This is a genomic window from Pseudomonas sp. BIGb0558, from assembly GCF_024807515.1.
In the GTDB taxonomy this organism is placed as follows: Bacteria; Pseudomonadota; Gammaproteobacteria; order Pseudomonadales; family Pseudomonadaceae; genus Aquipseudomonas; species Aquipseudomonas yamanorum_A.
Window position 1 is genome coordinate 25,644 of record NZ_JANUEW010000014.1, and the last position, 24,583, is coordinate 50,226.

General features: G+C 61.8%; 23 protein-coding genes. 7 read left to right on the plus strand and 16 right to left on the minus strand.

Translation table 11 applies throughout. The features are described from left to right. The first annotated feature begins 15 nt into the window (after positions 1-15). Complete coding sequence (locus M2400_RS18025) at positions 16-906, plus strand: pseudouridine synthase (protein WP_259197498.1); 891 nt, start codon at positions 16-18, stop codon at positions 904-906. A 57-nt stretch (positions 907-963) separates the two neighbouring features. Here M2400_RS18025 and M2400_RS18030 read toward each other — a convergent pair whose 3' ends face one another. Both M2400_RS18030 and mobA read right to left on the minus strand, forming a co-directional pair. Next, entirely contained in the window at positions 964-1,185 is a 222-nt protein-coding gene (locus M2400_RS18030; protein ID WP_003209090.1) for a YgdI/YgdR family lipoprotein, read from the minus strand. A gap of 80 nt (positions 1,186-1,265) precedes the next feature. Next, entirely contained in the window at positions 1,266-1,868 is a 603-nt protein-coding gene (gene mobA / locus M2400_RS18035; protein WP_259197444.1) for a molybdenum cofactor guanylyltransferase MobA, read from the minus strand. A gap of 75 nt (positions 1,869-1,943) precedes the next feature. On the opposite strand from mobA, the gene moaB reads away from it, so the two are divergent. Then, positions 1,944-2,483, plus strand: coding sequence for a molybdenum cofactor biosynthesis protein B (gene moaB / locus M2400_RS18040; protein ID WP_003209092.1), 540 nt, complete (start codon positions 1,944-1,946; stop codon positions 2,481-2,483). Continuing rightward, entirely contained in the window at positions 2,467-3,693 is a 1,227-nt protein-coding gene (gene glp, locus M2400_RS18045) for a gephyrin-like molybdotransferase Glp (RefSeq protein WP_259197445.1), read from the plus strand. The genes moaB and glp overlap by 17 nt, the downstream gene beginning before the upstream one ends. 143 nt (positions 3,694-3,836) lie before the next feature. Here the strand turns inward: glp and M2400_RS18050 are convergent, their stop codons facing one another. From M2400_RS18050 to minC, 5 genes are all read right to left on the minus strand, one after another. Further along, positions 3,837-5,126, minus strand: a complete 1,290-nt coding sequence (locus M2400_RS18050; RefSeq protein ID WP_003209095.1) for a M18 family aminopeptidase — start codon at positions 5,124-5,126, stop codon at positions 3,837-3,839. Between the two features lie 195 nt (positions 5,127-5,321). Next, positions 5,322-5,957 carry an RluA family pseudouridine synthase gene (locus M2400_RS18055; protein ID WP_177046296.1) on the minus strand — a complete coding sequence of 212 codons (636 nt, stop codon included), beginning with the start codon at positions 5,955-5,957 and terminating at the stop codon, positions 5,322-5,324. 191 nt (positions 5,958-6,148) lie between these two features. Beyond that, positions 6,149-6,403, minus strand: a complete 255-nt coding sequence (minE, locus tag M2400_RS18060) for a cell division topological specificity factor MinE (protein ID WP_003175252.1) — start codon at positions 6,401-6,403, stop codon at positions 6,149-6,151. Between the two features lie 3 nt (positions 6,404-6,406). Next, positions 6,407-7,219: a septum site-determining protein MinD gene (gene minD, locus M2400_RS18065; protein ID WP_010176105.1), complete on the minus strand. Its 813-nt coding sequence runs from the start codon at positions 7,217-7,219 to the stop codon at positions 6,407-6,409. A gap of 199 nt (positions 7,220-7,418) precedes the next feature. Beyond that, positions 7,419-8,156, minus strand: coding sequence for a septum site-determining protein MinC (minC, locus tag M2400_RS18070; protein WP_259197446.1), 738 nt, complete (start codon positions 8,154-8,156; stop codon positions 7,419-7,421). Positions 8,157-8,274: 118 nt separating this feature from the next. Between minC and M2400_RS18075 the strand changes: the two genes are divergently transcribed. Together M2400_RS18075 and M2400_RS18080 are read left to right on the plus strand one after the other, a co-directional pair. Next, positions 8,275-9,210, plus strand: a complete 936-nt coding sequence (locus M2400_RS18075) for a lipid A biosynthesis lauroyl acyltransferase (protein ID WP_259197447.1) — start codon at positions 8,275-8,277, stop codon at positions 9,208-9,210. 32 nt (positions 9,211-9,242) lie between these two features. Then, the gene (locus tag M2400_RS18080; RefSeq protein WP_177046292.1) at positions 9,243-10,394 is read left to right on the plus strand and encodes a patatin-like phospholipase family protein; all 1,152 of its coding nucleotides are present in this window, start codon (positions 9,243-9,245) and stop codon (positions 10,392-10,394) included. Between the two features lie 135 nt (positions 10,395-10,529). On the opposite strand, the gene M2400_RS18085 is transcribed toward M2400_RS18080, so the two are convergent. From M2400_RS18085 to puuE, 8 genes are all read right to left on the minus strand, one after another. Continuing rightward, the gene (locus tag M2400_RS18085) at positions 10,530-11,315 is read right to left on the minus strand and encodes an outer membrane protein OmpK (protein ID WP_003209104.1); all 786 of its coding nucleotides are present in this window, start codon (positions 11,313-11,315) and stop codon (positions 10,530-10,532) included. After that, positions 11,312-11,707: a hypothetical protein gene (locus tag M2400_RS18090; protein ID WP_177132329.1), complete on the minus strand. Its 396-nt coding sequence runs from the start codon at positions 11,705-11,707 to the stop codon at positions 11,312-11,314. Before M2400_RS18090 ends, M2400_RS18085 begins: the two co-directional genes overlap by 4 nt. Positions 11,708-11,750: 43 nt before the next feature. After that, the gene (locus M2400_RS18095; RefSeq protein ID WP_177115838.1) at positions 11,751-13,103 is read right to left on the minus strand and encodes a nucleobase:cation symporter-2 family protein; all 1,353 of its coding nucleotides are present in this window, start codon (positions 13,101-13,103) and stop codon (positions 11,751-11,753) included. A 181-nt stretch (positions 13,104-13,284) separates the two neighbouring features. After that, positions 13,285-14,586: a urate hydroxylase PuuD gene (locus M2400_RS18100; protein WP_087694785.1), complete on the minus strand. Its 1,302-nt coding sequence runs from the start codon at positions 14,584-14,586 to the stop codon at positions 13,285-13,287. 50 nt (positions 14,587-14,636) lie between these two features. Further along, positions 14,637-15,140 (minus strand): ureidoglycolate lyase, encoded by a 504-nt coding sequence (locus tag M2400_RS18105; protein WP_010176097.1) that lies wholly within the window; start codon positions 15,138-15,140, stop codon positions 14,637-14,639. 121 nt (positions 15,141-15,261) lie between these two features. Next, positions 15,262-16,257 (minus strand): allantoicase, encoded by a 996-nt coding sequence (alc, locus tag M2400_RS18110; RefSeq protein ID WP_010176096.1) that lies wholly within the window; start codon positions 16,255-16,257, stop codon positions 15,262-15,264. A gap of 80 nt (positions 16,258-16,337) precedes the next feature. Further along, on the minus strand, positions 16,338-16,853 hold the full coding sequence (uraD, locus tag M2400_RS18115; protein WP_259197448.1) for a 2-oxo-4-hydroxy-4-carboxy-5-ureidoimidazoline decarboxylase: 516 nt from the start codon (positions 16,851-16,853) through the stop codon (positions 16,338-16,340). Beyond that, the gene (gene puuE, locus M2400_RS18120; protein ID WP_008432189.1) at positions 16,850-17,776 is read right to left on the minus strand and encodes an allantoinase PuuE; all 927 of its coding nucleotides are present in this window, start codon (positions 17,774-17,776) and stop codon (positions 16,850-16,852) included. Before puuE ends, uraD begins: the two co-directional genes overlap by 4 nt. Positions 17,777-18,235: 459 nt before the next feature. Here puuE and uraH point away from each other — a divergent pair, with 459 nt between their 5' ends. Together uraH and M2400_RS18135 are read left to right on the plus strand one after the other, a co-directional pair. Further along, positions 18,236-18,589, plus strand: coding sequence for a hydroxyisourate hydrolase (gene uraH / locus M2400_RS18130; RefSeq protein ID WP_088426303.1), 354 nt, complete (start codon positions 18,236-18,238; stop codon positions 18,587-18,589). 156 nt (positions 18,590-18,745) lie between these two features. Then, complete coding sequence (locus M2400_RS18135) at positions 18,746-23,959, plus strand: dermonecrotic toxin domain-containing protein (RefSeq protein WP_259197449.1); 5,214 nt, start codon at positions 18,746-18,748, stop codon at positions 23,957-23,959. On the opposite strand, the gene M2400_RS18140 is transcribed toward M2400_RS18135, so the two are convergent. Further along, entirely contained in the window at positions 23,956-24,582 is a 627-nt protein-coding gene (locus tag M2400_RS18140; RefSeq protein WP_259197450.1) for a LysE family translocator, read from the minus strand. The two genes, M2400_RS18135 and M2400_RS18140, sit on opposite strands and share 4 nt — an antisense overlap. Position 24,583: the final 1 nt, after the last annotated feature.

A 24,583-nucleotide genomic window follows, 5' to 3' on the forward strand; every position in this document is an offset into this window, starting at 1 on the left:
TTCCAAGCTCTGAGCCTGCCCATGTCCGTTTTTTCCGCTGCCCAGCATCAAGCCAGCACCTTGTACCTGCCCCCGGGCAATTGGGCGACCGTGCTGGATTGCCTCTGCGAGCACTTCCAGGCCATCAGCCGTGAGCACTGGCTGGACCGCATCGCCCGGGGCCGGGTGCTGGACATCAACGGCACGCCCATCAGCCAGCACCTGGCCTACCGCGAAGGCCTGTGCATCTACTACTTTCGCGAAGTGCCGAACGAGAAAGTGATCCCGGTGCAGGAGACCATCCTGTACGCCGACGAACACCTGGTGGTGGCCGACAAACCGCATTTCCTGCCGGTAACGCCCGCCGGTGAGTACGTCGAGCAGACCCTGTTGCGGCGCTTGATCCGTCGCCTGGACAACCCGGCCCTGGTGCCGCTGCATCGCATCGATCGGCATACCGCCGGGCTGGTGCTGTTTTCGGCCAACCCCCAGACCCGTTCGGCGTATCAACAGCTGTTTCCCACGCGCAAGATCGACAAGTTCTACGAAGCCATCGCCCCGGCATTGCCTGGGCTGACCTTTCCGTTGGTGCATAAAAGCCGGCTGGTGGATGGCGAGCCATTCTTTCGCATGCAGGAAGGAGAGGGGGCGAGCAACACCGAGACGGCGCTCGAGGTGCGGGAAAAGAACGGCGACCTGTGGCGCTACGGCCTGTTCCCGGTGACCGGCAAGAAGCATCAGTTGCGGGTACACATGACGGCGCTGGGGGCGAGTATCTGCAACGATCCGTTCTACCCCGACGTCATCCAGGATGCCGAGGACGACTACGCCAATCCGCTCAAGCTGCTGGCCCAGGGCGTGCGGTTCATCGACCCGGTCACTGGCCAGGAGCGCAGTTTTCGCAGCGAGATCAGCCTGGGCTGGTAAACCCCAGGCACGAAAAAGCCCGCATCAAGCGGGCTTTTTCGTATCCGGCGTTAAGACTTACAGGTCTTTAACGGTGCGAACCTGATCCTTGTTGATCTGGGTGCGCTTGCCATCCAGCTGTTCAAATTCATAGAAGCCGGTGGACTTGTCGAATTTAGGAGTGTCGACGGCCTGGATTTCGCGACCGTCATTCAGGGTGATCACTGTAGGCGAGGCGCAACCGGCAAGGGTAGCGAGGCCCAGTGCAAGCATGAGAGCGGCGATGGTCCGTTGAGTCATGAGTTTGTCTCCGAGAGAATGCTTTTTTGAGTACTGACCTTGTGACGTGTGCAACGTCGGCAAAGTTCCTTGTGCGACGCTCATTCTGACACGCTGGGTGGCTGGTGCAACAACTCAGGTGTGTTGAAGTTGGCCAGGCGCGGGTCGTTCGAGGGGCAATCCAGGGCCTTGGCGCCCAGCGCCTGCATGATCTGGCGCGGGCTGCGCTCGCCGGCCTCCCAGGCCTGTTCGAAAGTTTCATGTAGCAGAGTGGGTATCACACAGAGCAACGGCTCCCAGAAATCGCCGTGGCGCACCATTACCGGCAGCAACGGGTTCTGCTGCGCCGTGTGGAGCAGGTCGGCGAGCAATCGCTCATCGATTTGCGGCACATCGCACGGCAATACCAGCAGATGCCCGTGCCGCGCCGCTGCCAGTCCTGCGCGGATGCCGGCAAGCGGGCCGGGGAAGTCCGGGCTGTCATCGCCGACCACTTGATCGGCGTAGGCCGCGTACTGCGCCTGGTTGCGATTGCAGGAGATGATCAGGTCGTCGGTCAGCGGTCGCACCAGGCGATGCAGATGCGCGATCAGCGGCTGCCCGTGCCAGTCGAGCAAGCCCTTGTCGAGGCCGCCCATGCGCTGGCCGCGGCCGCCGGCCAGTAGCAATACGGAGCAGGGCAGTGGGGAAAAATGGCTGGGCATGACGGCTCCTGCGGGCAGTGAAATGGGGGGCTGTGATATAACATCGGGCTGTTCCTTCGACAACCGGACCGAGCCATGAAAGCCAAGGCTGATGCGCCCTTTGTACCCCTGAATATCGCTGTACTGACGGTCAGCGACACCCGCACCCTGGAAACCGACACCTCGGGCCAGGTCTTCGTCGACCGCCTGACCGCCGCTGGCCACCTGCTGGCCGAGCGGGTTTTGCTTAAAGATGATCTGTACAAAATCCGTGCGCAAGTGGCGCACTGGATCGCCGAGGACGTGGTGCAGGTGGTGTTGATCACCGGCGGCACCGGGTTCACCGGCCGCGACAGCACCCCTGAAGCGGTGAGCTGCCTGTTGGACAAGCAGGTAGATGGTTTCGGCGAGCTGTTCCGGCAAATCTCCGTGGCCGATATTGGCACTTCCACCGTGCAATCCAGAGCCCTGGCCGGCCTGGCCAATGGCACCCTGGTGTGCTGCCTGCCGGGCTCCACCAACGCGGTGCGCACCGGCTGGGACGGGATCCTCGCCGAGCAACTGGATAACCGTCACCGCCCGTGCAACTTCGTCCCACATTTGAAACAGGCCGAGCCTTGTGAATCCCGTGGGTAAGCCGGGCAAGACCGGCGCGTTGATGCCGGTGGAAGATGCCCTGGAACAACTGCTGGCGATGGCCGAGGCTGCGCCGATTCGCGAGCAGGAAACCTTGCCGCTGGCCGAGTGTGACGGTCGGGTTCTGGCGCAGGCGCTGGTCTCTACCCTCGATCTGCCGCCCTGGCCCAACAGCGCCATGGACGGTTACGCCCTGCGCCTGGCGGACTGGACCGGCGAGCCGCTGGTGGTCAGCCAGCGCATTTTTGCCGGCACGGCACCGGAGCCCTTGGCCGCCGGTACTTGTGCGCGGATCTTCACCGGCGCTCCGGTGCCGGAAGGCGCGGACTGCGTTGAGATGCAGGAAAACGCAGTGGTCCACGCGGACGAGCGCGTGAGCTTTACCGAGGCGTTGCAGGTGGATCAGAACATCCGTCCCCAAGGCCAGGAAACCACGGTGGGCGAGCTGGTACTGCCTTCTGGCACGCGCCTGGGCCCGATCGAACTGGGCCTGGCGGCTTCCCTGGGCCGTGATCGCCTGGAGGTGATACGACGTGCCCGGGTGGCCGTGCTGTCCACCGGCGACGAGTTGATCGAGCCGGGCCTGCCGCTGGGTCCCGGGCAGATCTACAACAGCAATCGCCGGGTACTGTGCAGCTGGCTCGAACGCCTGGGCTGCGAAGTGGTGGACGCCGGGATCCTGCCGGACGACCTGGAACAAACCCGCGAGCGCATGGGCGCGCTGGGCTCGGTGGACCTGATTTTGTCCACCGGCGGTGTGTCGGTGGGCGAGGCGGACTTCCTCGGGATTGCCCTGCGCGAAGAGGGCGAACTGGCGCTGTGGAAGCTGGCGATCAAGCCGGGCAAGCCGCTGACGTTCGGGCATTTCCGTGGCGTACCGGTGATCGGTTTGCCGGGCAACCCGGCGTCGACGCTGGTGACCTTCGCCTTGCTGGCGCGGCCTTACCTGTTGCGTCGCCAGGGCGTGCAGGACGTGGCACCGTTGCGCGTTGAAGTGCCGGTGGGGTTTGTGTGGGCCAAGCCGGGGAATCGTCGCGAGTACCTGCGCGGTCGGCTGGAGCAGGGCAAGGCGATCATTTACCGCAACCAGAGCTCGGGTGTGCTGCGCAGTGCGGCGTGGGCCGAGGGGTTGGTGGAAGTGTTGGAAGGGACGACGCTTACGATCGGTGACCGGGTCAACTTCATTCCGTTGAGTGAAGTGTTGAACTGAGCCCGATCTATCAAACAATGAAGATCAACTGTGGGAGCTGGCTTGCCTGCGATAGCGGTGGGCCAGCCAACATACATGTTGACTGTGCCGACGCCATCGCGGGCAAGCACGGCTCCTACAGTTGATGGGTTTCAGCCTGCCAATTATGGCAAATCACGACTTGCGTAAAACGCACTCAACACCTTCACCAGGTGCGCCAGGTCGTGGCTGCCGCACAGCTCGCGAATCGAGTGCATGGCAAATGTCGGCAAGCCGATATCCACAGTGCGCACCCCCAGGTGGCTGGCGGTGATCGGGCCGATGGTCGAGCCGCAACCCATGTCGCTGCGTACCACAAAGCTCTGCACCGGCACTTCTTCGGCCATGCACAGGTGGCGGAAGAACCCGGCGGTTTCGCTGTTGGTGGCGTAGCGCTGGTTGCTGTTGACCTTGATCACCGGGCCGGCATTGAGTTTCGGGCCGTGGTTGGCGTCGTGTTTCTCGGCGTAATTGGGATGCACGCCGTGGGCGTTGTCGGCAGACACCAGCAGCGACTTCTGGATGGTGCGTACGAATTCATCACCTTCCGGCAGCAGGCGGCGCAGGGTCTGCTCCAGCATCGGGCCGTCGGCACCGCAGGCGGAGCACGAGCCGACTTCTTCGTGGTCGTTGCACACCAGCACGCAGGTTTCGTCGGTTTCGGCGGTGAGCAAGGCTTGCAGGCCGGCGTAGCACGACAGCAGGTTGTCGAGGCGGGCACCGGCGATAAAGTCGCCATTGAGGCCAATCACCGCGGCGCTCTGGGTGTCGTAGAAGCTCAGCTCGTAGTCGAGCACCACGTCGGCATTCAGGCCGTGTTCACGGGCCAGCTGCTCGGTGAGTACGGCGCGAAAGTCCACACGCTCGTCACCGGCAAATTGCGCGAGGATCGGCGGCAGTTCGGTCTGGGCATTGATCGCCCAACCCTGGTTCGCTTCACGGTTCAGGTGAATGGCCAGGTTGGGGATGATCGCGATGGGCAGCTTGAAGTCGATCAGTTGGCTTTCGACCTTGCCGTCACGCCGGAAAGTGACGCGGCCGGCCAGGGACAGGTCGCGGTCGAACCACGGTGCCAGCAGCGCGCCGCCGTACACTTCCACCCCCAGTTGCCAGAAGCCCTGGCGTTGCAGTTCAGGCTGTGGCTTGACCCGCAGGCACGGGCTGTCGGTGTGGGCGCCGACCAGGCGAATGCCGCCCTGCAGCGGCGAGTGGCGGCCGAGCTTGAAGGCGATGATCGAGGAGTCGTTACGGGTGACGTAATAGCGCCCGTTGGCCTCGGTGGTCCAGGTCTCGCGCTCGTCAAGACGCTGGAAACCGGCCGCTTCCAGGCGCTGTGCAAGGGCGGCGGTGGCATGGAACGGGGTAGGGGAGGCCTTGAGGAAGTCGATCAGGCCTTGGTTCAACTCTTCGCGCATAAGTAGCTCCAGACAGCAATGGCGCGAGTTTACCGTATTGGCTCAGAATTTGGAGGGAAGCTGCTGTCTTGAGACGGGCGCAAAACCCATGTGGGAGCTGGCTTGCCTGCGATAGCGGTCTGCCAGTAACCAATTGGGGGCTGACACACCGTTATCGCAGGCAAGCCAGCTCCCACATTTGATCGGGTTTGCAGCTTAAAACGGTGCCGGGCACTCGAAGCGCAACCGCTCGCCGCTCTGGGGATGGGTGAAGCTCAGCATGCTGGCGTGCAGGCACAGGCGTGGCCAGGCGGCCAATGCCTGTTCATGGGCGTACAAGCCATCGCCCAGCAGCGGATGCCCGATGGACAACATGTGCACCCGCAGTTGATGGGAGCGCCCGGTAATCGGCGTTAACTCAACCCGGCACCAATCGCCGCAACGTTCCAGGACTTTCCAGAAGGTCAGTGCGTTCTTGCCGAACTCATGGTCCACCACGTGCCGTGGCTTGGTCGGTGGGTCGTAGCGCAATGGCAAGTCGATGCTGCCGCTGTCCAGTTCCGGTTGGCCCCAGCACAGCGCGGTGTAGGCTTTTTCGGTTTCCCGGTCGTGGAACTGGCGGGACAGTTCACGGTGGCTGTCTGCGTCGCGGGCCAGCAGGATGATGCCGGACGTTTCCCAATCCAGGCGATGAACGATACGGGCTTCGGGGTAGCCGTTTTCCTGCAGGCGGGTGATCAGGCAGTCCTTGTTGTCGTCGGCGCGACCGGGCACCGAGAGCAGCAGGGTAGGCTTGTTCACCACCAGGACAGCAGCGTCCTGATGAAGGATATGGACATTGGACAACGGCATTAAAACAGCCTCGTAACAAACGCCAACGGCGGCTGGGTTGCCGAAGTTTCTGTAGGAGCGAGCTTGCTCGCGAAAAACTTAAGAACAACACGTTCATTCAGGATGAGCGCGTTATCGTTAACGTCCATCGCGAGCAAGCTCGCTCCTACAGAAGTCCAGTAACCGAGCCGCCGTGGCGACCGCCTTTTCGATCAACGATCAGGCAGGGTGATATTGAGTTCCAGAATCGAGCAGCTGCCGTCATTTTCCAGGGCGACATGCACGTCATCGTTGCCGATATTGACGTACTTGCGGATCACCTCGACCAACTCCTTCTGCAAGGCTGGCAGGTAATCCGGGGTGCTGCGTTGGCCGCGTTCGTGCGCCACGATGATCTGTAGACGCTCTTTCGCTACCGACGCGGTACTTGGCTTTTTGTTGGCGCGAAAGAAGTCGAGAAATTTCATTGTTTAGTTGCCTCCAAAGATACGCTCGAAGAATCCCTTCTTCGCTACATCGAGGAAGCGATGTTCCACGGTTTTGCCCAGCAAGCGATCAACTGCATCGCTGTACGCCTGGCCGGCGTCGCTCTGGTCGTCGAGAATCACCGGCACGCCCTGGTTGGACGCCTTGAGCACGGCCTGGGATTCCGGGATCACGCCCAGCAGGGTCACGGCCAGGATGTCCTTGACGTCTTCAACGCCAAGCATCTCGCCCTTGCTCACGCGCTCAGGGTTGTAGCGGGTCAGCAGCAGGTGTTCCTTGATCGGCTCTTCGCCTTTTTCGGCGCGCTGGGACTTGCTGGCCAGCAGGCCGAGCATGCGGTCCGAGTCACGTACCGAAGACACTTCAGGGTTGGTCACGACGATGGCTTCGTCGGCGAAGTACATCGCCAGGTGAGCACCGGTCTCGATACCCGCCGGGGAATCGCACACTACGTATTCGAAGGTTTCTTTCAGCTCGGCGAGGACCTTGCCCACGCCTTCCTTGGTCAGCGCTTCTTTGTCGCGGGTCTGGCTGGCGGCCAGTACGTACAGGTTCTCAAGGCGCTTGTCCTTGATCAGGGCCTGTTGCAGGTTGGCTTCGCCGTTGACGACGTTGACGAAGTCGTACACCACGCGGCGTTCGCAGCCCATGATCAGGTCGAGGTTACGCAAACCGACGTCGAAGTCGACGATGACTGTCTTGTGGCCGCGCAGAGCGAGGCCGGTACCGATAGCGGCGCTGGTGGTGGTCTTACCCACACCACCCTTGCCGGATGTAACCACGAGAATCTTGGCCAAGGTGTTTCACCCCTAAGGAAAAAGGACTTTTTAGCCCCTGAAAAACATCTCTTGAAACTCGCGGCAGGCGGGCAGCTCTTGTAGGAGAAAGCACGGTTTGCCTAGGCAAACCCCGCCTTTAAATTGTTCCTACACAAGTTTTGCCGTTTTCGCTGTGCTATCAGAGTCCAGAGATGCTTGGAAAATGCGGCAGTATCCGTTAAAGACGAACGATGTTCAACACATCGCCCGACAGGCTGACTTGTACCCCGGCCCCCCACAGCGGATCGCGGCGCAAATCTTCCGAAACCTTGTACTGGCCTGCGATGGACACTAGCTCAGCGGTCAACTGCTGGCAAAAAATACGGGCCTTTGTGTCACCTTTTATGCCGGCCAGTGCACGACCCCGCATGGGACCGTATACATGGATGTTTCCATCGGCGAGAAGTTCCGCCCCCGGACTGACCGGGGCGATGACCACAAGGTCGCCACCCTGGGCGTAAATCTGCTGCCCGCCCCGCACGGGAGAGGTGATGATCTTTGTAGGCTTGATCGTCGGCTCCGGCGGTTTTTCCGGTTTTTTCTTCTCTTCGCCGACCAACAGGTCCAGCGGACGCTCCCGAGCACCGGACGGAGGCAGTACTGGCAGTTCAATGGCGATTGCCGCGGCAATGTCTTCGATACGGCTGGCACGAATCGCCAGGGTGCGCAGGCCATGCTGGCGGCACACACGCATCAACCCGGGCAGGTCGACAGCGCCCTGGCCGGCCGGGAGTTTGTCCAGGGCCAGCACCAGCGGCGCGTTGTTGAAGAAGTTCGGCGCGAGGGCGACCTTGGCGGCGAGCTGGCGGTCCAGGGCGTCAAGGTCGTTGCGGGCCAGTTCCAGCACGGTAATGGCGAGCATGCTGCCTTTCAACTGGAACACGGGATCTTGGTCTAGCGGTTCGGTTTGGCTCATGGTCGGCAAAGCGGCTTGTCACGAAAAGTGTCGAGACTTATAACGAGAACATCCGCTAGCCGCAAGCCGGGTCGAACCGTTGTAGAATGCGCGGCCGTTGTCTTTGCCGGAATCATTAATGGATCGCCCGCGTTTTCGAGCTGAATTTTTTCACCCGCGTTTTTGGCTGTTATGGCTGGGACTCGGTTTGCTGTGGCTGATTGTGCAATTGCCATACCGGGCTTTACTGGGGATTGGCCGTGCCCTGGGGGCGGGAATGTACCGGGTGGCCGGTGAACGTCGACGCATCGCCGCGCGAAACCTGGAGCTGTGTTTCCCGGAAAAGTCCGCCAAAGAGCGTAAACATTTGCTCAAGGAAAACTTTGCCTCCACCGGCATCGCCTTCTTCGAGATGGCCATGAGCTGGTGGTGGTCCAAGCCGCGCCTGGCGCGCCTGGCCCATGTCGAAGGGCTGGAGCACCTCAAGCAGGCGCAACTGGAAGGCAAGGGCGTGATCCTCATGGCCCTGCATTTCACCACCCTGGAAATCGGCGCCGCGTTGCTGGGGCAGAAGCACACCATCGACGGCATGTACCGCGAGCACGGCAACCCGCTGTTCGATTTCGTCCAGCGCCGTGGCCGCGAGCGGCACAACCTCGACTCCCTGGCCGTAGAGCGCGAAGACGTGCGCGGCATGCTCAAGCTGCTGCGGGCCGGCCGTGCGATCTGGTATGCACCGGACCAGGACTACGGCGCCAAGCAAAGTATCTTCGTGCCGTTGTTCGGCATTCAGGCGGCCACCGTGACCGCCACCAGCAAATTTGCGCGCCTGGGCAAGGCGCTGGTGGTGCCGTTCACCCAGGAACGCCTGGCTGACGGCAGCGGTTATCGCCTGGTGGTTCATCCTCCGCTCACCGACTTCCCCGGTGAAACCGACGAGATCGATTGCCTGCGCATCAACCAGTGGGTCGAAGCCTCTGTGCGCGAATGCCCCGAGCAATACCTGTGGACCCACCGCCGCTTCAAGAGCCGGCCGCCGGGTGAGCCTAAGCTGTATGAAAAACGCCGTCGTTGATCTGAAGTCCCCAAGCAACATGGAGTGATGCAATGCGCCCAGCTGAACCGGTCACAGGCTTGATTCTTTCCGGAGGCGGGGCGCGGGCCGCCTATCAGGTGGGGGTATTGGCGGCGATTGCCGAGTTGTTGCCGCCGGGGGCAGCCAACCCGTTTCCGGTGATTGTCGGCACCTCGGCCGGGGCGATCAATGCGGTGAGCCTGGCCAGCGGCGCGATGGATTTTACCGCGGCCATCCAGCGCCTGACCGCCTTCTGGCAAGGCTTTCGCAGCCACCTGGTGCTGCGCAGCGACTGGCCCGGGGTGATCAGCCAGGCGAGCCGGTTTCTTATCCACAGCCTGCTGGGGCTCGGCGCACAGGTGCCGGTGGCGCTGCTCAACAGTTCGCCGCTGCGGGACTTGTTGCGGGACAAGCTGCATCTGGAAGGCATCGAACAGTCGATCCGCGAAAAGCACCTGCATGCGGTGGCTGTGACGGCCTTCGGGTACGAGTCCGGGCAAGCCGTGACCTTCTATCAGGGCGGCGGCACCATCGATGCATGGCTGCGGCATCGGCGTATAGGCATTCCCACCCAATTGACCGTTGAGCACCTGCTGGCCAGTTCGGCGATTCCGTTGCTGTTTGCGCCGGTGAAACTCGATCAGGAATATTTTGGTGACGGTGCCGTGCGGCAGTCGGCGCCGATCAGCCCAGCGCTGCACCTGGGAGCCAGCCGTGTGCTGGTAGTGGGCGTGAGTGGCAACCCGCGCGGCAACGACCCTTCGAACCCGGCACGCACCTTCACCGGCCAGGAGCCGACGTTGGCGCAGATCGGTGGGCACATGCTCAACAGCACGTTCATCGACAGCCTGGAAAGCGACATTGAATTGCTCGAACGCCTGAACCAGTTCAGTCATGTACTACCTGCCGATGCGGCGATACAAGGTTTGGCGCCGGTGGAGGTATTGGTGATTGCACCGAGCCAGCCGATCGACGAAATCGCGGCGCGTCACCGTCAGGAATTGCCGGCGGCATTGCGCCTGTTCCTGCGTGGGCCGGGGGCGACCAAAACCAGTGGCGCGGGTGTGCTCAGCTATTTGCTGTTCGAGGCGGGGTATTGCAGCGAGTTGATCGAACTGGGACGGCGGGATGCGCTGGCCAAGCGCGAAGAGCTGAAGCGGTTTCTGGGCCTGACACCGAACTGAATATGGCGGGCTTGTGTGGGAGCTGGCTTGCCTGCGATAGCATCACCTCGGTGTAACCGACATACCGAGGTGATGCTATCGCGGGCAAGCCCGGCTCCCACACAAGCCCGATTCCACAGGGGATATGCGGTGTGGTTAGAAGTGGTACTTCACCAACAGGCTCGCCGTGTCCTGATTGGTCTCGAACGCGCCGCTGTCCTGGATGCCGTACTTGTTCTTCCAGTAGTCGTACTCGATACCGACATACAACTGCTTCTCGCCCCAATGCAACGCCTTGCCCAAGTCATATTTGATCTGTGGGTTGAAGTGCAGGTTGGCGTGGTAAGTGCCACGGGCGTTCTTGTCGTTGTCCACCACCCAGTCCATAAAGCCGTCGATCAGCACATTGGAGTTGCCCACCGGGATTGTGTACGACCACACCGGAGTGATCTGCCACACGCCGTCACCCGGGCGATTGCCTTCGGTCTGGCGCTGGTAGAAGTTCAGCTGGAAGTAGTCGAAACCAGGGATTGCCAAGTCGAAGCCCGGGCCCAGCAAGTACGATTCGTTATCGCCTTCACCGAACTCGTAAGTGAACGCCAGCAACACGTCCTTGATCGGACCGAACGACAAGTCCTTGTCGAAAATCTTGCCGAACGACAAGCGCGGGCTGAACTCACCGTAGTAAGTACTTGGGCCTACGTTGCCGTCTTCCTTGCCGTTGTAAAAGATGCGGTCGAGAAAGAAGAAGTTGTCACCGTACTTCCACGCGTCGGCGTGTTCGAAGGTCACGGTTTGCTGGATCTGCGGGTTAACAGTGAAGTTCTTGCCCCACAGATAAGTCAGGCTGTTGTTCTGCCACTGCAGCAGATCACCCGCCATGGCCTGGCCCCCGGCCAGCAGGGATCCTGCCAGCATCAGGCTGTTCACAGTACGTTTCATTCGGTTGCTCCCGAGGTAAAGGTTTCTGGTTTTTTTTCTAAGCGGACGCTCTGGTGTGGCGTCTTTTGGCTTGCCGCAAAAATCGTCTGTTCGGTCAGCTTTAATGCTTTTAGCAAGAGCTGCGCCAAGGTGTTTAAAAAGCCAAAAAATCCCCGTCGGCTGTGATGAACACAGTCGAATTCGGAGAGTTTTTGCACACATTGGCTGCGGACTTGGGGCCGGGATAAGTTGGCCTTGCAGTCAGCTTTTACATTTGCTGTTTTTTTTTGAGTCGATTTGAGCGGGCGCCGAGAATACTGACTCAGAGGCTGGTGCTCAAGTGCGCCGTTACAGAGCGCGCGGGGCGAGAATGGGGCACGGCGCGTGGCCGGCCCCGGGTGAATGGCGTGCATGGTGTATTCCCTGATCGTTATTGTTTTTGTTGTGACGCAGGAATCAATGTTGGTGAGCGTGTTCGCTTGCGGCAGCGCGTTCGGCGCCACCCAGAATGTTGAATAACAGGTTCAGCGACAGCGCACTGATCGTGGCCATGGCGATACCGCTGTGGGTGATCGGGCTCATCCACAGCGGCAGTTGCGCGAAGAACTCGGGACGCACCACCGGGATCAGCCCCATGCCGATACTCACCGCCACCAGCAACTGATTGCGGCGATCGGCGATGTCGGCTTCCTGCAGAATCTTGATCCCGGTGGCCGCCACCATGCCGAACATGGCAATCGCCGCTCCGCCCAGTACTGCGGGAGGAATCGAGGCCACCAGGAACGCGGCCTTGGGCAGCAGGCTCAGCACAATCAGAAACGCACCGGCCATGATCGTCACCGAGCGGCAGCGCACGCCGGTCATCTGCACCAGGCCGATATTCTGCGCGAACGAGGAGTGGGTAAAGGTGTTGAAGAATCCGGCAAAAAACGACGCGCCGGCATCACACAACAGGCCGCGACGCAGCATCTTCGGCGTGACGTCCTGGCCGGTGATCTTGCCCAGGGCGAGGAACATCCCGGTGGACTCGACGAAGATAATCACCACCACCAGGCACATCGACAGAATCGGCGCCAACTCGAACTTGGGCATGCCGAAATGCAGCGGCGTCACCACTTGCACCCACGGCGCCTGCGCGAGGCCGCTGAGGTCGACCATGCCGATCATGCCGCACAACCCGTAGCCCAGGGCCATGCCGATCAGCACCGAGATGTTCACCCAGAAGCCGCGCATGAAACGGTTGATCAGCAAAATGGTGGCCAGCACCAGTGCGGCGATCGCCAGGTAAATCGGTGAGCCAAACGTGGAAGCCGCAGCACCGCCGCCGGCCCAATTGACCGCGACGGGAAACAGCGAAAGACCGATGGCGGTGATCACGGTGCCGGTCACCAGCGGCGGAAAGAAGCGCACGACCTTGGACATGAACGGCGCGATCAGCATGCCGAAAAAGCCGGCGGCGATGGTGGCGCCGAAGATCCCTTGCAGGCCGATACCGGGCATGCCCGCCATGGCCACCATACTGCCGACTGCGGCGAAACTGGCGCCCATCATCACCGGCATGCGGATGCCGACGGGGCCGATGCCGAACGACTGCACCATGGTTGCGATGCCCGCTACCAGCAGGTCGGCGTTGATCAGGAAGGCGATTTCTTCACGGCTGAGGCCCGCGGCCTGGCCGATGATCAAAGGCACGGCAACGGCGCCGCCGTACATCAGCAAGACGTGTTGCAGGCCTACCAGAATCAGTTGCAAGAGGGGAAGCCGCACCATGGGAGGCGCGGCAGGAATCTGCGTTTCTAACTGGGACATGCAACACCTCGAATCTTTTTATTGTTGTGTTGTTCGGCATTCAATTGCCGGGTGGAACTCATTCGTCAAAGCACACCGCAACTCTCAACTGTAGGAGCTGGCTTGCCTGCGATAGCGGCGGTGAATTCAACATCGCTATCGCAGGCAAGCCAGCTCCCACATTGGGTCCTGCGTTAATCAGTCAGTTGGTACGCGCCCCCTGAGTGATCCAGGTGCCAATCAAGTCCCGTTCCTGCTGGGTCATCTGGGTGATGTTGCCCAGCGGCATGATCTGGCTGGCCACGGCCTGTGCCTGGATGCGCGGCGCCATTTGCTGGATCTGCTGCGGCGTATCGAACATCACGCCGGCCGGTGCCGTACTGAACAGCGGGCTGGTGGGCTTGGCCGAATGGCACACCGCACAGCGCTCCTGAATCACCCCGTGGACCTTGTCAAAATCAATCGACGCCTGGGCCGGTGCCGCTTCGGCGGGTGCCGGTGCAGGTGCTGCTGGCGCAGCTGGCTTAAGCCCGCCACCCAACGCCGTTTCCGGCAGCGGCTGGTACTCGATGGCTGCTGGCGCCTTGGCCACATCCGGTGCAGTCGCCACCGGTTTTGGGCCGGTCACGTAGGCCAGGCAAATCATCGCCAGCGCGCCCACAGGCAGGGTCCAGGCATATTTCTGGCTGTTATGACGGGTGTTGAAATAGTGACGCACCAACACCGCCGCCACCGCGATACCCGCCAGGATCAGCCAGTTGTATTGGCTGCCGTAGGTGCTCGGGAAGTGGTTGCTGATCATGATGAACAGCACCGGCAAGGTGAAGTAGTTGTTGTGACGTGAGCGCAGCAGACCCTTGGCCGGCAGCGCCGGGTCGGGTGTGCGGTTCTCCGCAATCGCCGCCACCAGCGCACGTTGGGCCGGCATGATGATGCGGAACACGTTGCCCACCATGATGGTGCCGATCACGGCGCCTACATGCAGGTACGCACCACGGCCGCTGAACACTTTGCTGAAGCCGTACGCGGCGGCAATCAACAGCACGAACAGGATCAAACCGAGCAGGGCAGGGCGCTTGCCCAGGGCCGAGTCGCACAGAAAGGAGTAGATGAACCAGCCGGCCAGCAACGAGCCGAGGCCCAGCAACACACCTTCCGGACCGCTGAGACTGCTGCCCGGGGCCAGCAGGTACAAGGTCGGGTTGGCGTAGAACACCACGCACAGCAGCGCGATGCCGGACATCCAGGTGAAATAGGCTTCCCATTTGAACCAGTGCAGGTTGTCCGGCATGGTCGGCGGGGCCAGTTTGTATTTTTCCAGGTGGTAGATACCGCCACCGTGGATCGCCCACAAGTCACCGGCGAGGCCGTCCTTGGGGTTGACGCGATTGAGGTTGTTTTCCAGCCAGACGAAGTAGAACGAAGCGCCGATCCAGGCGACGCCGGTGATCATGTGAACCCAGCGCACGCTAAGGTTCAGCCATTCCATCAAATGTGCTTCCACAGTCTTTACCTCTCGCCTGTCACTCTGTCGTCGAGTGATCAGACCTTCTCTTATTGGTGGGGGGCGAGGATCAACCGCTCATCCTCTTTGAAAAAATGCTCATCGCAGTTATTGCCTGTGCCACTGCGATCAACCACCAGGAAGTCATCCCGCTTTTCGATCGTCAGCACCGGGTGGTGCCAGACGCCGCGATGGTAATTAATGCCCTGCCTGCCGTTGGTAACGAAGGCGCGGACCAAGCCCGATACAGGTTCATCGCCAACGGGCGCGACCACGATCAGAAAGGGGTTGCCGAGCAGCGGAATGAAAGCCTGGCTGCCCAGCGGGTGTCGTTCCAGCATGCACACGGTCAGCGGCATGTCCTGCGCGTCGGCGCGGAAGATGCTGATGATCGCGTTGTCTTCTGGCGTGGCGGTTTGCACCGTCGCCAGTTTATGAAAGCGCATGGTCGACCCGTTGTTGATCATGAAGTGATCGCTGCCATCGGTTTCGATAACGTCTCCGAAAGGGGCGAAGGCTTCTTTGGTCAGGGGTTCGATCATCAGTGTGCGCATGGCTGTCTTCTTAATCTTTTGAATGATGTGATTTCTGTGTAGGAGTCCGGCTTGCCGGCGATGGCGTCCGTGAGACCGCCATCGCCGGCAAGCCGGGCTCCTACAGATTTCGGTTCGCCGCTTATTTCGCTACCTTACCGAGAACCCGCAGGCGGCTCACACCACCATCCGGGAACACGTTCAGGCGGATGTGAGTGATCGGGCCCAGCGCCTTGATCTGCTCGGCAAACGTGTGTTCAGCGTGCATTTCCAGTTTCTGCGCCGGCAGCAGTTCGCGCCAGAACAGCGATTGGGTTTCGATCTGGCTGTCGGTGCCGCCTTTCACGAACGCGCCCTGGATCGAGCAGGTGTCCGGGTAGTTGCCCTTGAAGTGCAGGGTGTCGACCACGATCTTCTCGATCTCGCCCGGGTGGCCCAGTGCGACGATCACCCAGTCATTGCCCGGCGTACGACGACGTGCGGTTTCCCAGCCGTCGCCCATGTTGATGCCACGGCCCGGGTTGAGGATGTTGCTCATGCGCCCGAAGTGTTCATCGGAGCAGGCCAGTGCACGGCCACCGTTCAGTGCCGCAGCCAGGTCAACCTGTTCGTTGTCGCCCACGGCCGACCAGTCGCGGAACGGAATGCCGTACACACGCAGACGGGCTACACCACCGTCCGGGTAGATGTTGAAACGCAGGTGGCTGAAGGCCTGGTCGTTGTTGATCTCGTGGAAGTGATGGCTGTTGCCTTGCAGCTCCACGGCCGACAGCACTTCAACCCACTGGGTGTTGTCATCCGGCTCGCCGGACGCCAGGAAGCAGGCTTCCAGGGACGCCGATGGCGGGAAGTTGCCGGTGAAGAATGAAGTGTCGATGTCCACGCCCTTGATCGAACCCGGTACGCCCAGGCGGATCACGGCGCTGTCGTAGCCTTCGAAGCGCTTGCGGCGCGACTCCCAGCCGTCCATCCACTTGCCGTTGTCATCGAAAACGCCCTCCTTCCACACGGCCGGGGTCGGCTGGAACAGGCGGTTGGCGTCGGCGAACCAGTCATCGGTCACCGAGATGATCTTGGTGCCCAGGCGTGCGTCGGCCAGGTTGACGAACTTCTCGAAAGGTACGGCGTAAGCTTTCATTCTTCTTGTCTGCCTTAAAGTAAGTGGCTTGGGATGCTCGCGAGGCCCTGGGCGTTCATGAACCGCTCGGGCCAGGTCTGCTAAAGGGTCAGTAATCGGAACAACGCGATTTTATTGATCTCGGCCAGCGCGCATTTGAACTCGGCGTCTACCGAGTTGTGAATGCGCGTTTCAAACGCGGCGAGGATCTGATGCCGGTTGCTGCCTTTTACCGCCATGATGAAGGGAAACTTGAACTTGGCCTTGTAGGCATCGTTCAGCTCGGTGAAGCGAGAAAACTCGTCGCTCGAGCATTGGTGAATCCCCGCGCCAGCTTGCTCATCGGTGCTGGCTTGGGTCAGTTGGCCCTGGACGGCCGCACGGCCTGCCAGGTCCGGGTGAGCGTTGATCAGGGCCAGTTGACTGGTGTGATCGGCGCTCAACAGGATGTCGCTCATGCGCTGGTGCAGGGTTTCGATCTCGTCGATCGACGCGTCCTGGCCCAGGTCGAAGGCCTTTTCGGCCACCCATGGCGAATGTTCGTAGATGTCGGCGAAGGCTGCGACGAATGCGTCGCGGCTCAGGGTCGACGGTTTCAAGGTCTGGAACGCAGTCATTTGGCGGCTCCCTGGAAAGGGTGTACGTCATGCCAGTGACGGGCGATGTCGACGCGGCGGGTGAACCACACCTGATCATGACCCTTGGCGTATTCGATAAAGCGCTTGAGGGCGGCCAGGCGTGCCGGGCGGCCGATCAGGCGGCAGTGCAAGCCGATGGAGAGCATCTTCGGGGCGTCCGCGCCTTCGGCGTACAGCACGTCGAACGCGTCCTTGAGGTATTCGAAAAAGTCGTCGCCCTTGTTGAAACCCTGGACCTGGGTGAAGCGCATGTCGTTGGTGTCCAGGGTGTAGGGGATCACCAGGTGCGGCTTGCCGGTCGGGTTGTTGGGTTCCCAGTAGGGCAGGTCGTCGTCGTAGGTGTCGCAGTCGTAGAGGAAGCCACCTTCCTCCATCACCAGCCGCCGGGTGTTGGGGCCGGTGCGTCCGGTGTACCAGCCCAGCGGGCGTTCGCCGGTGAGTTCGGTGAGGATGCGGATCGCTTCGAGCATGTGCTCGCGTTCCTGGGCCTCGTCCATGTATTGGTAGTCGATCCAGCGGTAGCCGTGGCTGCAGATCTCGTGGCCGGCGGCGACCATCGCACGGATCACGTCCGGGTGGCGCTGGGCGGCCATGGCCACGGCGAAGATGGTCAGCGGGATGTCGAATTCCTTGAACAGCTTGAGGATGCGCCACACGCCGGCCCGGCTGCCGTATTCGTACAGCGACTCCATGCTCATGTTGCGCTCGCCTTGCAGCGGCTGCGCCGACACCATTTCCGAGAGGAAGGCTTCCGACTCTTTGTCGCCATGCAGGATATTGCGCTCGCCGCCTTCTTCGTAGTTGAGTACAAACGACAGGGCGATACGGGCCTTGCCTGGCCAGTGTGGGTGAGGAGGGTTACTGCCGTAACCGATCAGGTCGCGTGGGTAGTCAGCGCTCACTGCAGTCTTCCTTCTTGTTCGTGGTAGCGGTGTGTGTGGCGGCCGGGCAGCGGAAAGACTGGATGGCGTCACGACGATGACTGATTGTATACAACTTGATGCGCACTTTGTAAGCCTGTATTTCTGCATTTTTTCCGCAGGGTCTTTGCAGGATAGCATTGCAAGAAACCTGCCTGACTGGTCAACTAAATTGAAAAAACCTCATTCACTGTAGGAGCGAGCTTGCTCGCGAAAAACCTGAGAACGCCTCGGTAACCCTCAAGTGCTGCGTTATCGTTGACGATCTTCGCGAGCAAGCTCGCTCCTACAGAATCGGCGCCAGCAACGGAAAACGAGCTTGTTGAATTTATTGTGTACAATTTTTTTGAAAAGTGTCTTAATCAGTCATCGCCGGCCTTTTCAGTGCCCTGAAAAGGTGCGGTCTTTCACTTTATTGACTTCGGGAGGCGCGCAGACGCTATGGGACGTTTGACCACACACGTATTGGACGCCGCGCACGGTTGCCCCGGCAGCGCGATCAAGGTTGAGCTGTACCGTGTCGAAGGCACGCAGCTTGAGCTGGTGGCCAGTACCTTGACCAACAGCGATGGCCGCTGCGATGCGCCTCTGCTGCAAGGCGATGACTACCGCAGTGGTGTCTACCAGTTGCAGTTCAGCGCCGGTGATTACTACCGCGCCCGCGGTGTGCAACTGCCCGAGCCTGCGTTTCTCGATGTGGTGGTGCTGCGCTTCGGCATCAGTGCCGAGCAGGATCATTACCATGTGCCTTTGCTGATTTCGCCTTACAGCTACTCGACCTATCGCGGTAGCTGAGTCGTCACCGCGCTTCACACCCCCAAAGCTCTTCGTTGGTTTTTCGCCCGCTCACACTGCGGGCTTTTTTTTGCCTGGTGATCGGCCTAACTATGTAAGGCCCTGTAGATCAAGGCGCTGCTTACCCTCGGTTTTTCATCTGGAACCGATGGCGACATGACTACCGACCCCGATTCTCCCCAACCTGACCCCGATGACGCCCTGGACGAGCTGGCACGCCTTCGTCACCGTCTGCCCCGCAGGATTGAATCAAGCCCCAGGCCCAGCCGGTTCATCAACCAGCTGCGGGGCGCCCAAGTGCGCTGCCGCGAGGCCAACAGGCAGCTGCGGCGGTTGCTGGAACAGGCGCCGAGTATCCATCGTGTGGTGCGCAAGGCGCTGCGTGAAGCGTTCGACCTCGACCCCGACCGCCTGCTGTTCAGCGAGCCGGTGACGCCGGGCGGGCCGCAGGCGGTGGATAGCCTCACCGACCGGGCACTGGGCCTGCTGGATAACCCGCAGTTCCCGATCAACATCAATCGCTACGCGACCCTGAGCCTTCAAGGTGATACCACGGGTACATTGCCGTTCAGCGTCAGCGACGTGTTGAACAAGGTCAATGCCCTGGGATTGCCCGGGCAAATTCAGGCGGCGATGTCCGGTTATTGGCAAGGGTTGGCATTTGGCAGCGCGCTGTCCCGGGAGGAGCGGTGGGTGCAAGTGCACCTCGAGGCCTTTGCTGAACGCGCGTACCTCGCCCATGCGCTGTACGACTTGTCGGATCATGGGTTTGCCATGGCGCTGGGCATTCTCGATGCGCCGACTCCGCAGGCCCGTACGCAGGCTGGCGGTGCCTGGGAGCGCTTGCAGGTCAGCCCGGTGCTGTGGCCGTCGGAGGCCGGGAGCGAAGTGCCCCTGGCCGGCGCGCTGCATATCTACCGCTCCGACGACGCCCTGGACAAACGCCAGGTGGTTTACCTGCCAGGGCTTGGCCAGGGGTTTCATGAGTTCGCCAGCCTGGCCCAGATGCAGGTCAAGTTGCCCGCACTGATCAACGGTGTACACCGAGCTACCCTCTGGCAGCAGTTGCCCCTGCGGCGTCGGCACGGGTTGGCGGAGGATTTCAGCGTACACCGTGGGCCGGCGCTGGCAGGGGATGCACTCAGGCACAGTGCGTTGGCGCAGTTGTACCTTCAGCGGAACAACGAGTGGGAGTGCCTGCTGGCACGTCATGCGTCCAGGGTGAGTGTGGATAGGGCAAGCGTCTCGTGGAGCGCGTCCCAACGATTGCGCCGGGTTGAACAGGCCCGGCGTCGGTCGCCTGCCGACGAACTGTTGCGCGTAGCCGTGGAGCAACTGCTGGAGTGGGACCGCCAGCGCCGGGCGTCGCAAGTCATCTGCGCAGCACTGGCGCCGGGCCTGGCCATGGGCACCGCCGAGGCGGTGGTGCGGCGTCATGAGCAAGGGTTGTTGGCGTTGCTGAACCCTTCGGACCTGAGCCGGGACTTCCGGCCTTTCAGCGAGGTTGAAACCTTGCAAAGGCAATGGCTTGAAGGCGTAGAGACGCTGCACGGGATGCTGGACGGCCAGGAACATCGGCTGGGTGACAGGGCTTTCTGGCTGGAAAAAGAGCCCGGCTCGATCGCCAGTCGGGGCGTACAACGCCTCAATGCCCAGCGTTTGGCCTTGATCAAAGACGCGCACCTTTACTATCGGCTGGGATTACTGGATGAGGTCGAGCGCACGTTGCTGACCGAGGTGTACACAGCGCCACTCGCCAGCGACCGGGCGGCCAGCACCACCCGGGTCCTGCAACTGTCCATCGGGCGCGCGCGGCAGCCGCTCTACCGATTGCTCGGGGTGCTGGTCGTCACCACCCGGGAAGCCGTCAGCCAGGCTGATCGCCCGCACCCTGTAGTGCTCCAGGTGCCTGGAAAGTACGGTGGCTTTCAGGCCTTCGGCTCGCTGGATGAGTTGTCCGCCAGCCTCGATGCGAGCCTCAGGAGCCCGGACGGTTCGATGCTCTGGCACTGCATCCCGCAGGATCAACGGCGCGAAGCCCGCGAGCTGATCCGGGCACTGGCGGCCAGCGAGCCGACACTCGTGTACTACGAGGCGATGGAAGGCAACGTGTTGTCCGATCCGTTCAAGGAACAGATCAATCGCTACGCGCAGACCGACCGTTGGGTAGGCCAGGGCGGGCGACCGTTCAGCGAGGTCACCGACCTGGCGCTGACACGCACCTTGCTCGCCCGCGAGCTGGCCGACAGCCTGCGCCTGCCCCTCAGCACCGCGCGTGCCCAGGCGTTCGCCAATATCAGTGTGTTGCGCCTGGCGGTGGCCCAGGCCAACACATTGCCGGCGTGGCTTGCGAGTGCTTCGCGCCCGCTGCGCAAGCGCTATCAGCGTCTGCACACGCATTACCTGGCCAGTGCCAGTGCTCTTGAGCAGGAACTGGGGCGTGTGCTGCCGAGCCTTGAGGCATTCGCCCGCAAGACCCTGGTCGAGGCATTAATTCGCGAAGGGTTGCCCTTGCAGCTGGATATCGCCACGCCGTTCCTAGATATGCCCGACGATGTCAGCACCCATTGGGAATCTCATCCACAGCGTCCAGCCGGGGATTCCGGGGTTCGGACGGTGGTCAGCCAGGAGCGGCATACCTACAGCCTGTTGCAATTGGCCTTGCACAACCTGGATGCCGACGCGCCCTGGACGCGCCAGCGCCTGCACTACAGCCGCTACCTTGAGCCCTTGTGGGCGCAGCATCTGCCGGCTGAGGACTTGACCCGGCTGATCGCCGGCCTGGACCTGGGGGGCCAATACGAGCGATTGATTGCCCGCACGTTCTATCCGGATGCCAGCGGGGCACCGGCCAGCTTGTCCACTGCGCTGCTGGAGCGCCCGTGGTTGCAGCGTGCGCGGCGGGATCATTTCAGCGCTCAACAGCAAGGCTTGAGCGAGGGTGCGTTGAGTGCGTTCTCCACGGCCCTGGCGGCCAGGACGCCCGAGGACTTGAAGAAAAATGGTCATCACTTACAACTGTGCTGTGTGCATCTGGCGGCACTCACCCTGGAGCAGCCGCGGCATGTCGCCGGGGTGCTGGTGATTGATGACCGAGTGCTGGGCAAGACACTGCTCTACTGGCCGGCGGTGAAGGGCTATCCACCGCTGACCGAGCACGACAGTGTGGCAGCGGCGCGGCAAGCATTAATGACGGCGGCGCTGAGCCCTGGAAACCTTGAAGTACTGGCTCAATCCATCGCTCCCGGCTGGGAGGCACAAGCCCTGGAAAGCTACCCGGTGGCGGTTCGGCCTACCCGTGGCAAGCCTGACCGCAGCTATCAGGTCTTGTCGGCGTGGGGCGCCATCTGGCCCTTTTCCTATGCCTCCCTGTGGACCATGGCGCAAGTGCTCCGGGGTTGGTTCGGGGTGCGTCGGGCGCAGCCGGCGGTGGCATTGGGGGAGATTGAAAAAGAGATTCGCGAACAGATCGAACAGGCGCCGCAGCAGTGGCTGGGCATTACCCCGACCACCGGCTGCGACCTGCTGCGCATGCTGACCCACGCCCGGGTACTGGCGATGCAGCGCGATGTACAGGCGGTTGCCAACTCCGCCAGAAACCTTGTCAGTTATCGGCAATTGCGCCTGGGCGAGCAATCGGCGGCGCGGGTACGCGGGCTGTTGTCGTTCATCCCCGGGGTGAGTATCGGGGTGAATCTCTACGAGGTGCTGCTGGCCGCCCGGCGTTTTCACCACCGCGGTGACGCTCGCGATGGCATCGCTACCGGCTTTGCCGCATTGATCTTGATTGCTGACGTCGCGCTGACGGCATTCCCGCTGGCCAAAGGGGCTCCCAAACCCGGGTTGCCAGTCAGGCGGGTCTCGATGTTGTCGGCCTTGAACGTGATCCGCCGCCCGCAACGGGCCTATGGCATGAGTTCCGGATTACCGCCTGTAGCCCGAGGCTTCAAGGGGTTTGAGGGCTATCGCAAGGACCTCACGCCGGAAGGCGCGGTGGCCTTGCACGGGCCTATCAACAAAGGCAGCCATGTGAAGGGCGGCGAGCAGTTCGTGGTCGAGGGCAGCCATGCCTATCCGGTTTATCGACGCCGGAACGAGCCAGCATTGCGCTTGAAAAATGCCGGGGACAGCGGCCAGAACGAACTGTTGCTGTCCATCGAGGAGCCTGGCGAATGGCTGCTGGGCGCCGATGCGCCGCCAGCGCCTCGTGCAGGCCCAAGCTCCGGTATACGGCGTCCATGGGAAGCGCCGGCGGGTGGTACAGAGTGGGTGGCGCCATCGGCCTCCCCTGTCGAACGGGTGGAGCGGCAACCACCATTGGCCTCCACCCACTGGCACCCCTGGGGCCGCCACCTCAACGAGCAGGCGGTACTGGATATTTCGGCGTCACGCCGCTTGCATCGGGTACCGGGTGCGCCCGGCTACGACGCGGTAAAACTGGGTAGCCATTACTACGAACTGCTGCCCACTGGTTCGACGGTACCGGACGGCGTGATCTTTTTAAGAGCTCCCGAGTTGCCCTACGCTCCCGCCCGGGATGAGCTGGGCCGCTGGTTGATACCTGGCGTGGTCAGCGAGCAACCCATACCGGCCACCTGGGGCGCGGATCAGGTGTGGGTCCCTCGCGAACCGTTGTTCAGCCATCCCTTGTCAACGTCGGTGGGCATGGCGTTCCCCGGCTTGACCCAGGCCAGCCAGCGCTTTGTGACGGAGCGCCTGATTGAGTTGGCGGATTCCGGACGCTCGATGACTGCAACCCGGATCCTCAATATCCGCGCCACGCTGGATGACTGGCTGCCACCTGCGCCCGCACTGGCTGGGCAAACGGATGATTTGTTACGCCTGCTCAGGCCTATTTCAAGAAGGCGCCAGGTCAGTGTCAATATTGGTCATGCAGGGCAAGCGCCGGGCCTGGAGCGTGTGGACTTCCAGTTGCCAACCGCCCTTGATCCGAGGTTATTCGCCCATACGGCGAGGGCACTGGACAACGCCCGGCCCCTTGCGGCGCAAGCCGCTGTGAGGTCAGTGCTGGAGCGGCAGGGGTTTGTGCTGCAGACGCTGCGCAAAGGCAGCCCGGCCACCCTGGTCAACTTTGTCTGCACCCATCCGAAGTCGAACAACCTGTATTACGTGCTGACGCGCTGGACCGAAACACCGAGCATTGCCCTGGGCTCGGGACGCCTGGTGCAACTCTCCGACGCCTGGCTGCGCAGCAACGCCGGGTCGAAGGTCCTGGGGCGGGCGCAAGCGCACCAGTCGGTCCTCCGGGCGCTGGCAGAGGGGCGCCTGGTCAGGATCGTCGCGGGCATACATCATGACACCCGCTCCAACAGCGCCACGGTGTACTTCGTCAAACTGACGGACCTCTAGCGGCTCAACAACGAGGCCGCCCCGGCCCCGGAAAAAAGCCCCGCGCTGATCCGGTTGAACCAGCTCTGGCCCTTGCCGCTGCGCAGGTAACGCGCGGCGCCATGGGCACCGAGGCCGTAGGCCAGCTTGCACAGCAGGTCGAGCACGGTCCAGGTGGCGATCATGATCAGCAACTGCGGGAGAAAGGCCTGCTGGGCGCTGAGAAATTGCGGCAGGAAGGCGGCAAAAAACAGAATGTCTTTCGGGTTGCTTGCACCCAGTACAAACGCCCGGCCAAACAACGCGCCAAAACGCGGAGTGGCGGCCACTTGCGGCACGTCGGCGCCGTGGGAGGGTTGCCGGGATTGCTGCCAGCTCTGCCAGGCGAGGTAGAACAGGTACACCGCACCGACGATTTTCAGTGCACTGAACAGCTGTTCCGACGCCAACAGCAAGGCCCCAAGACCCAGCGCCGACGCGCTCAACAGGCAGATCGAAGCAATCACCCCGCCGAGAAAGGCCGGGTACGAACGGCGCAGGCCGTAGTTCAGGCTGTTGCTGATCATCAGCAAGGACAGGGGGCCGGGGATCAGGATCACCACCAGCGCAGCGCCGCTGAACAGCAGCCAGGTTTCCAGACTCATT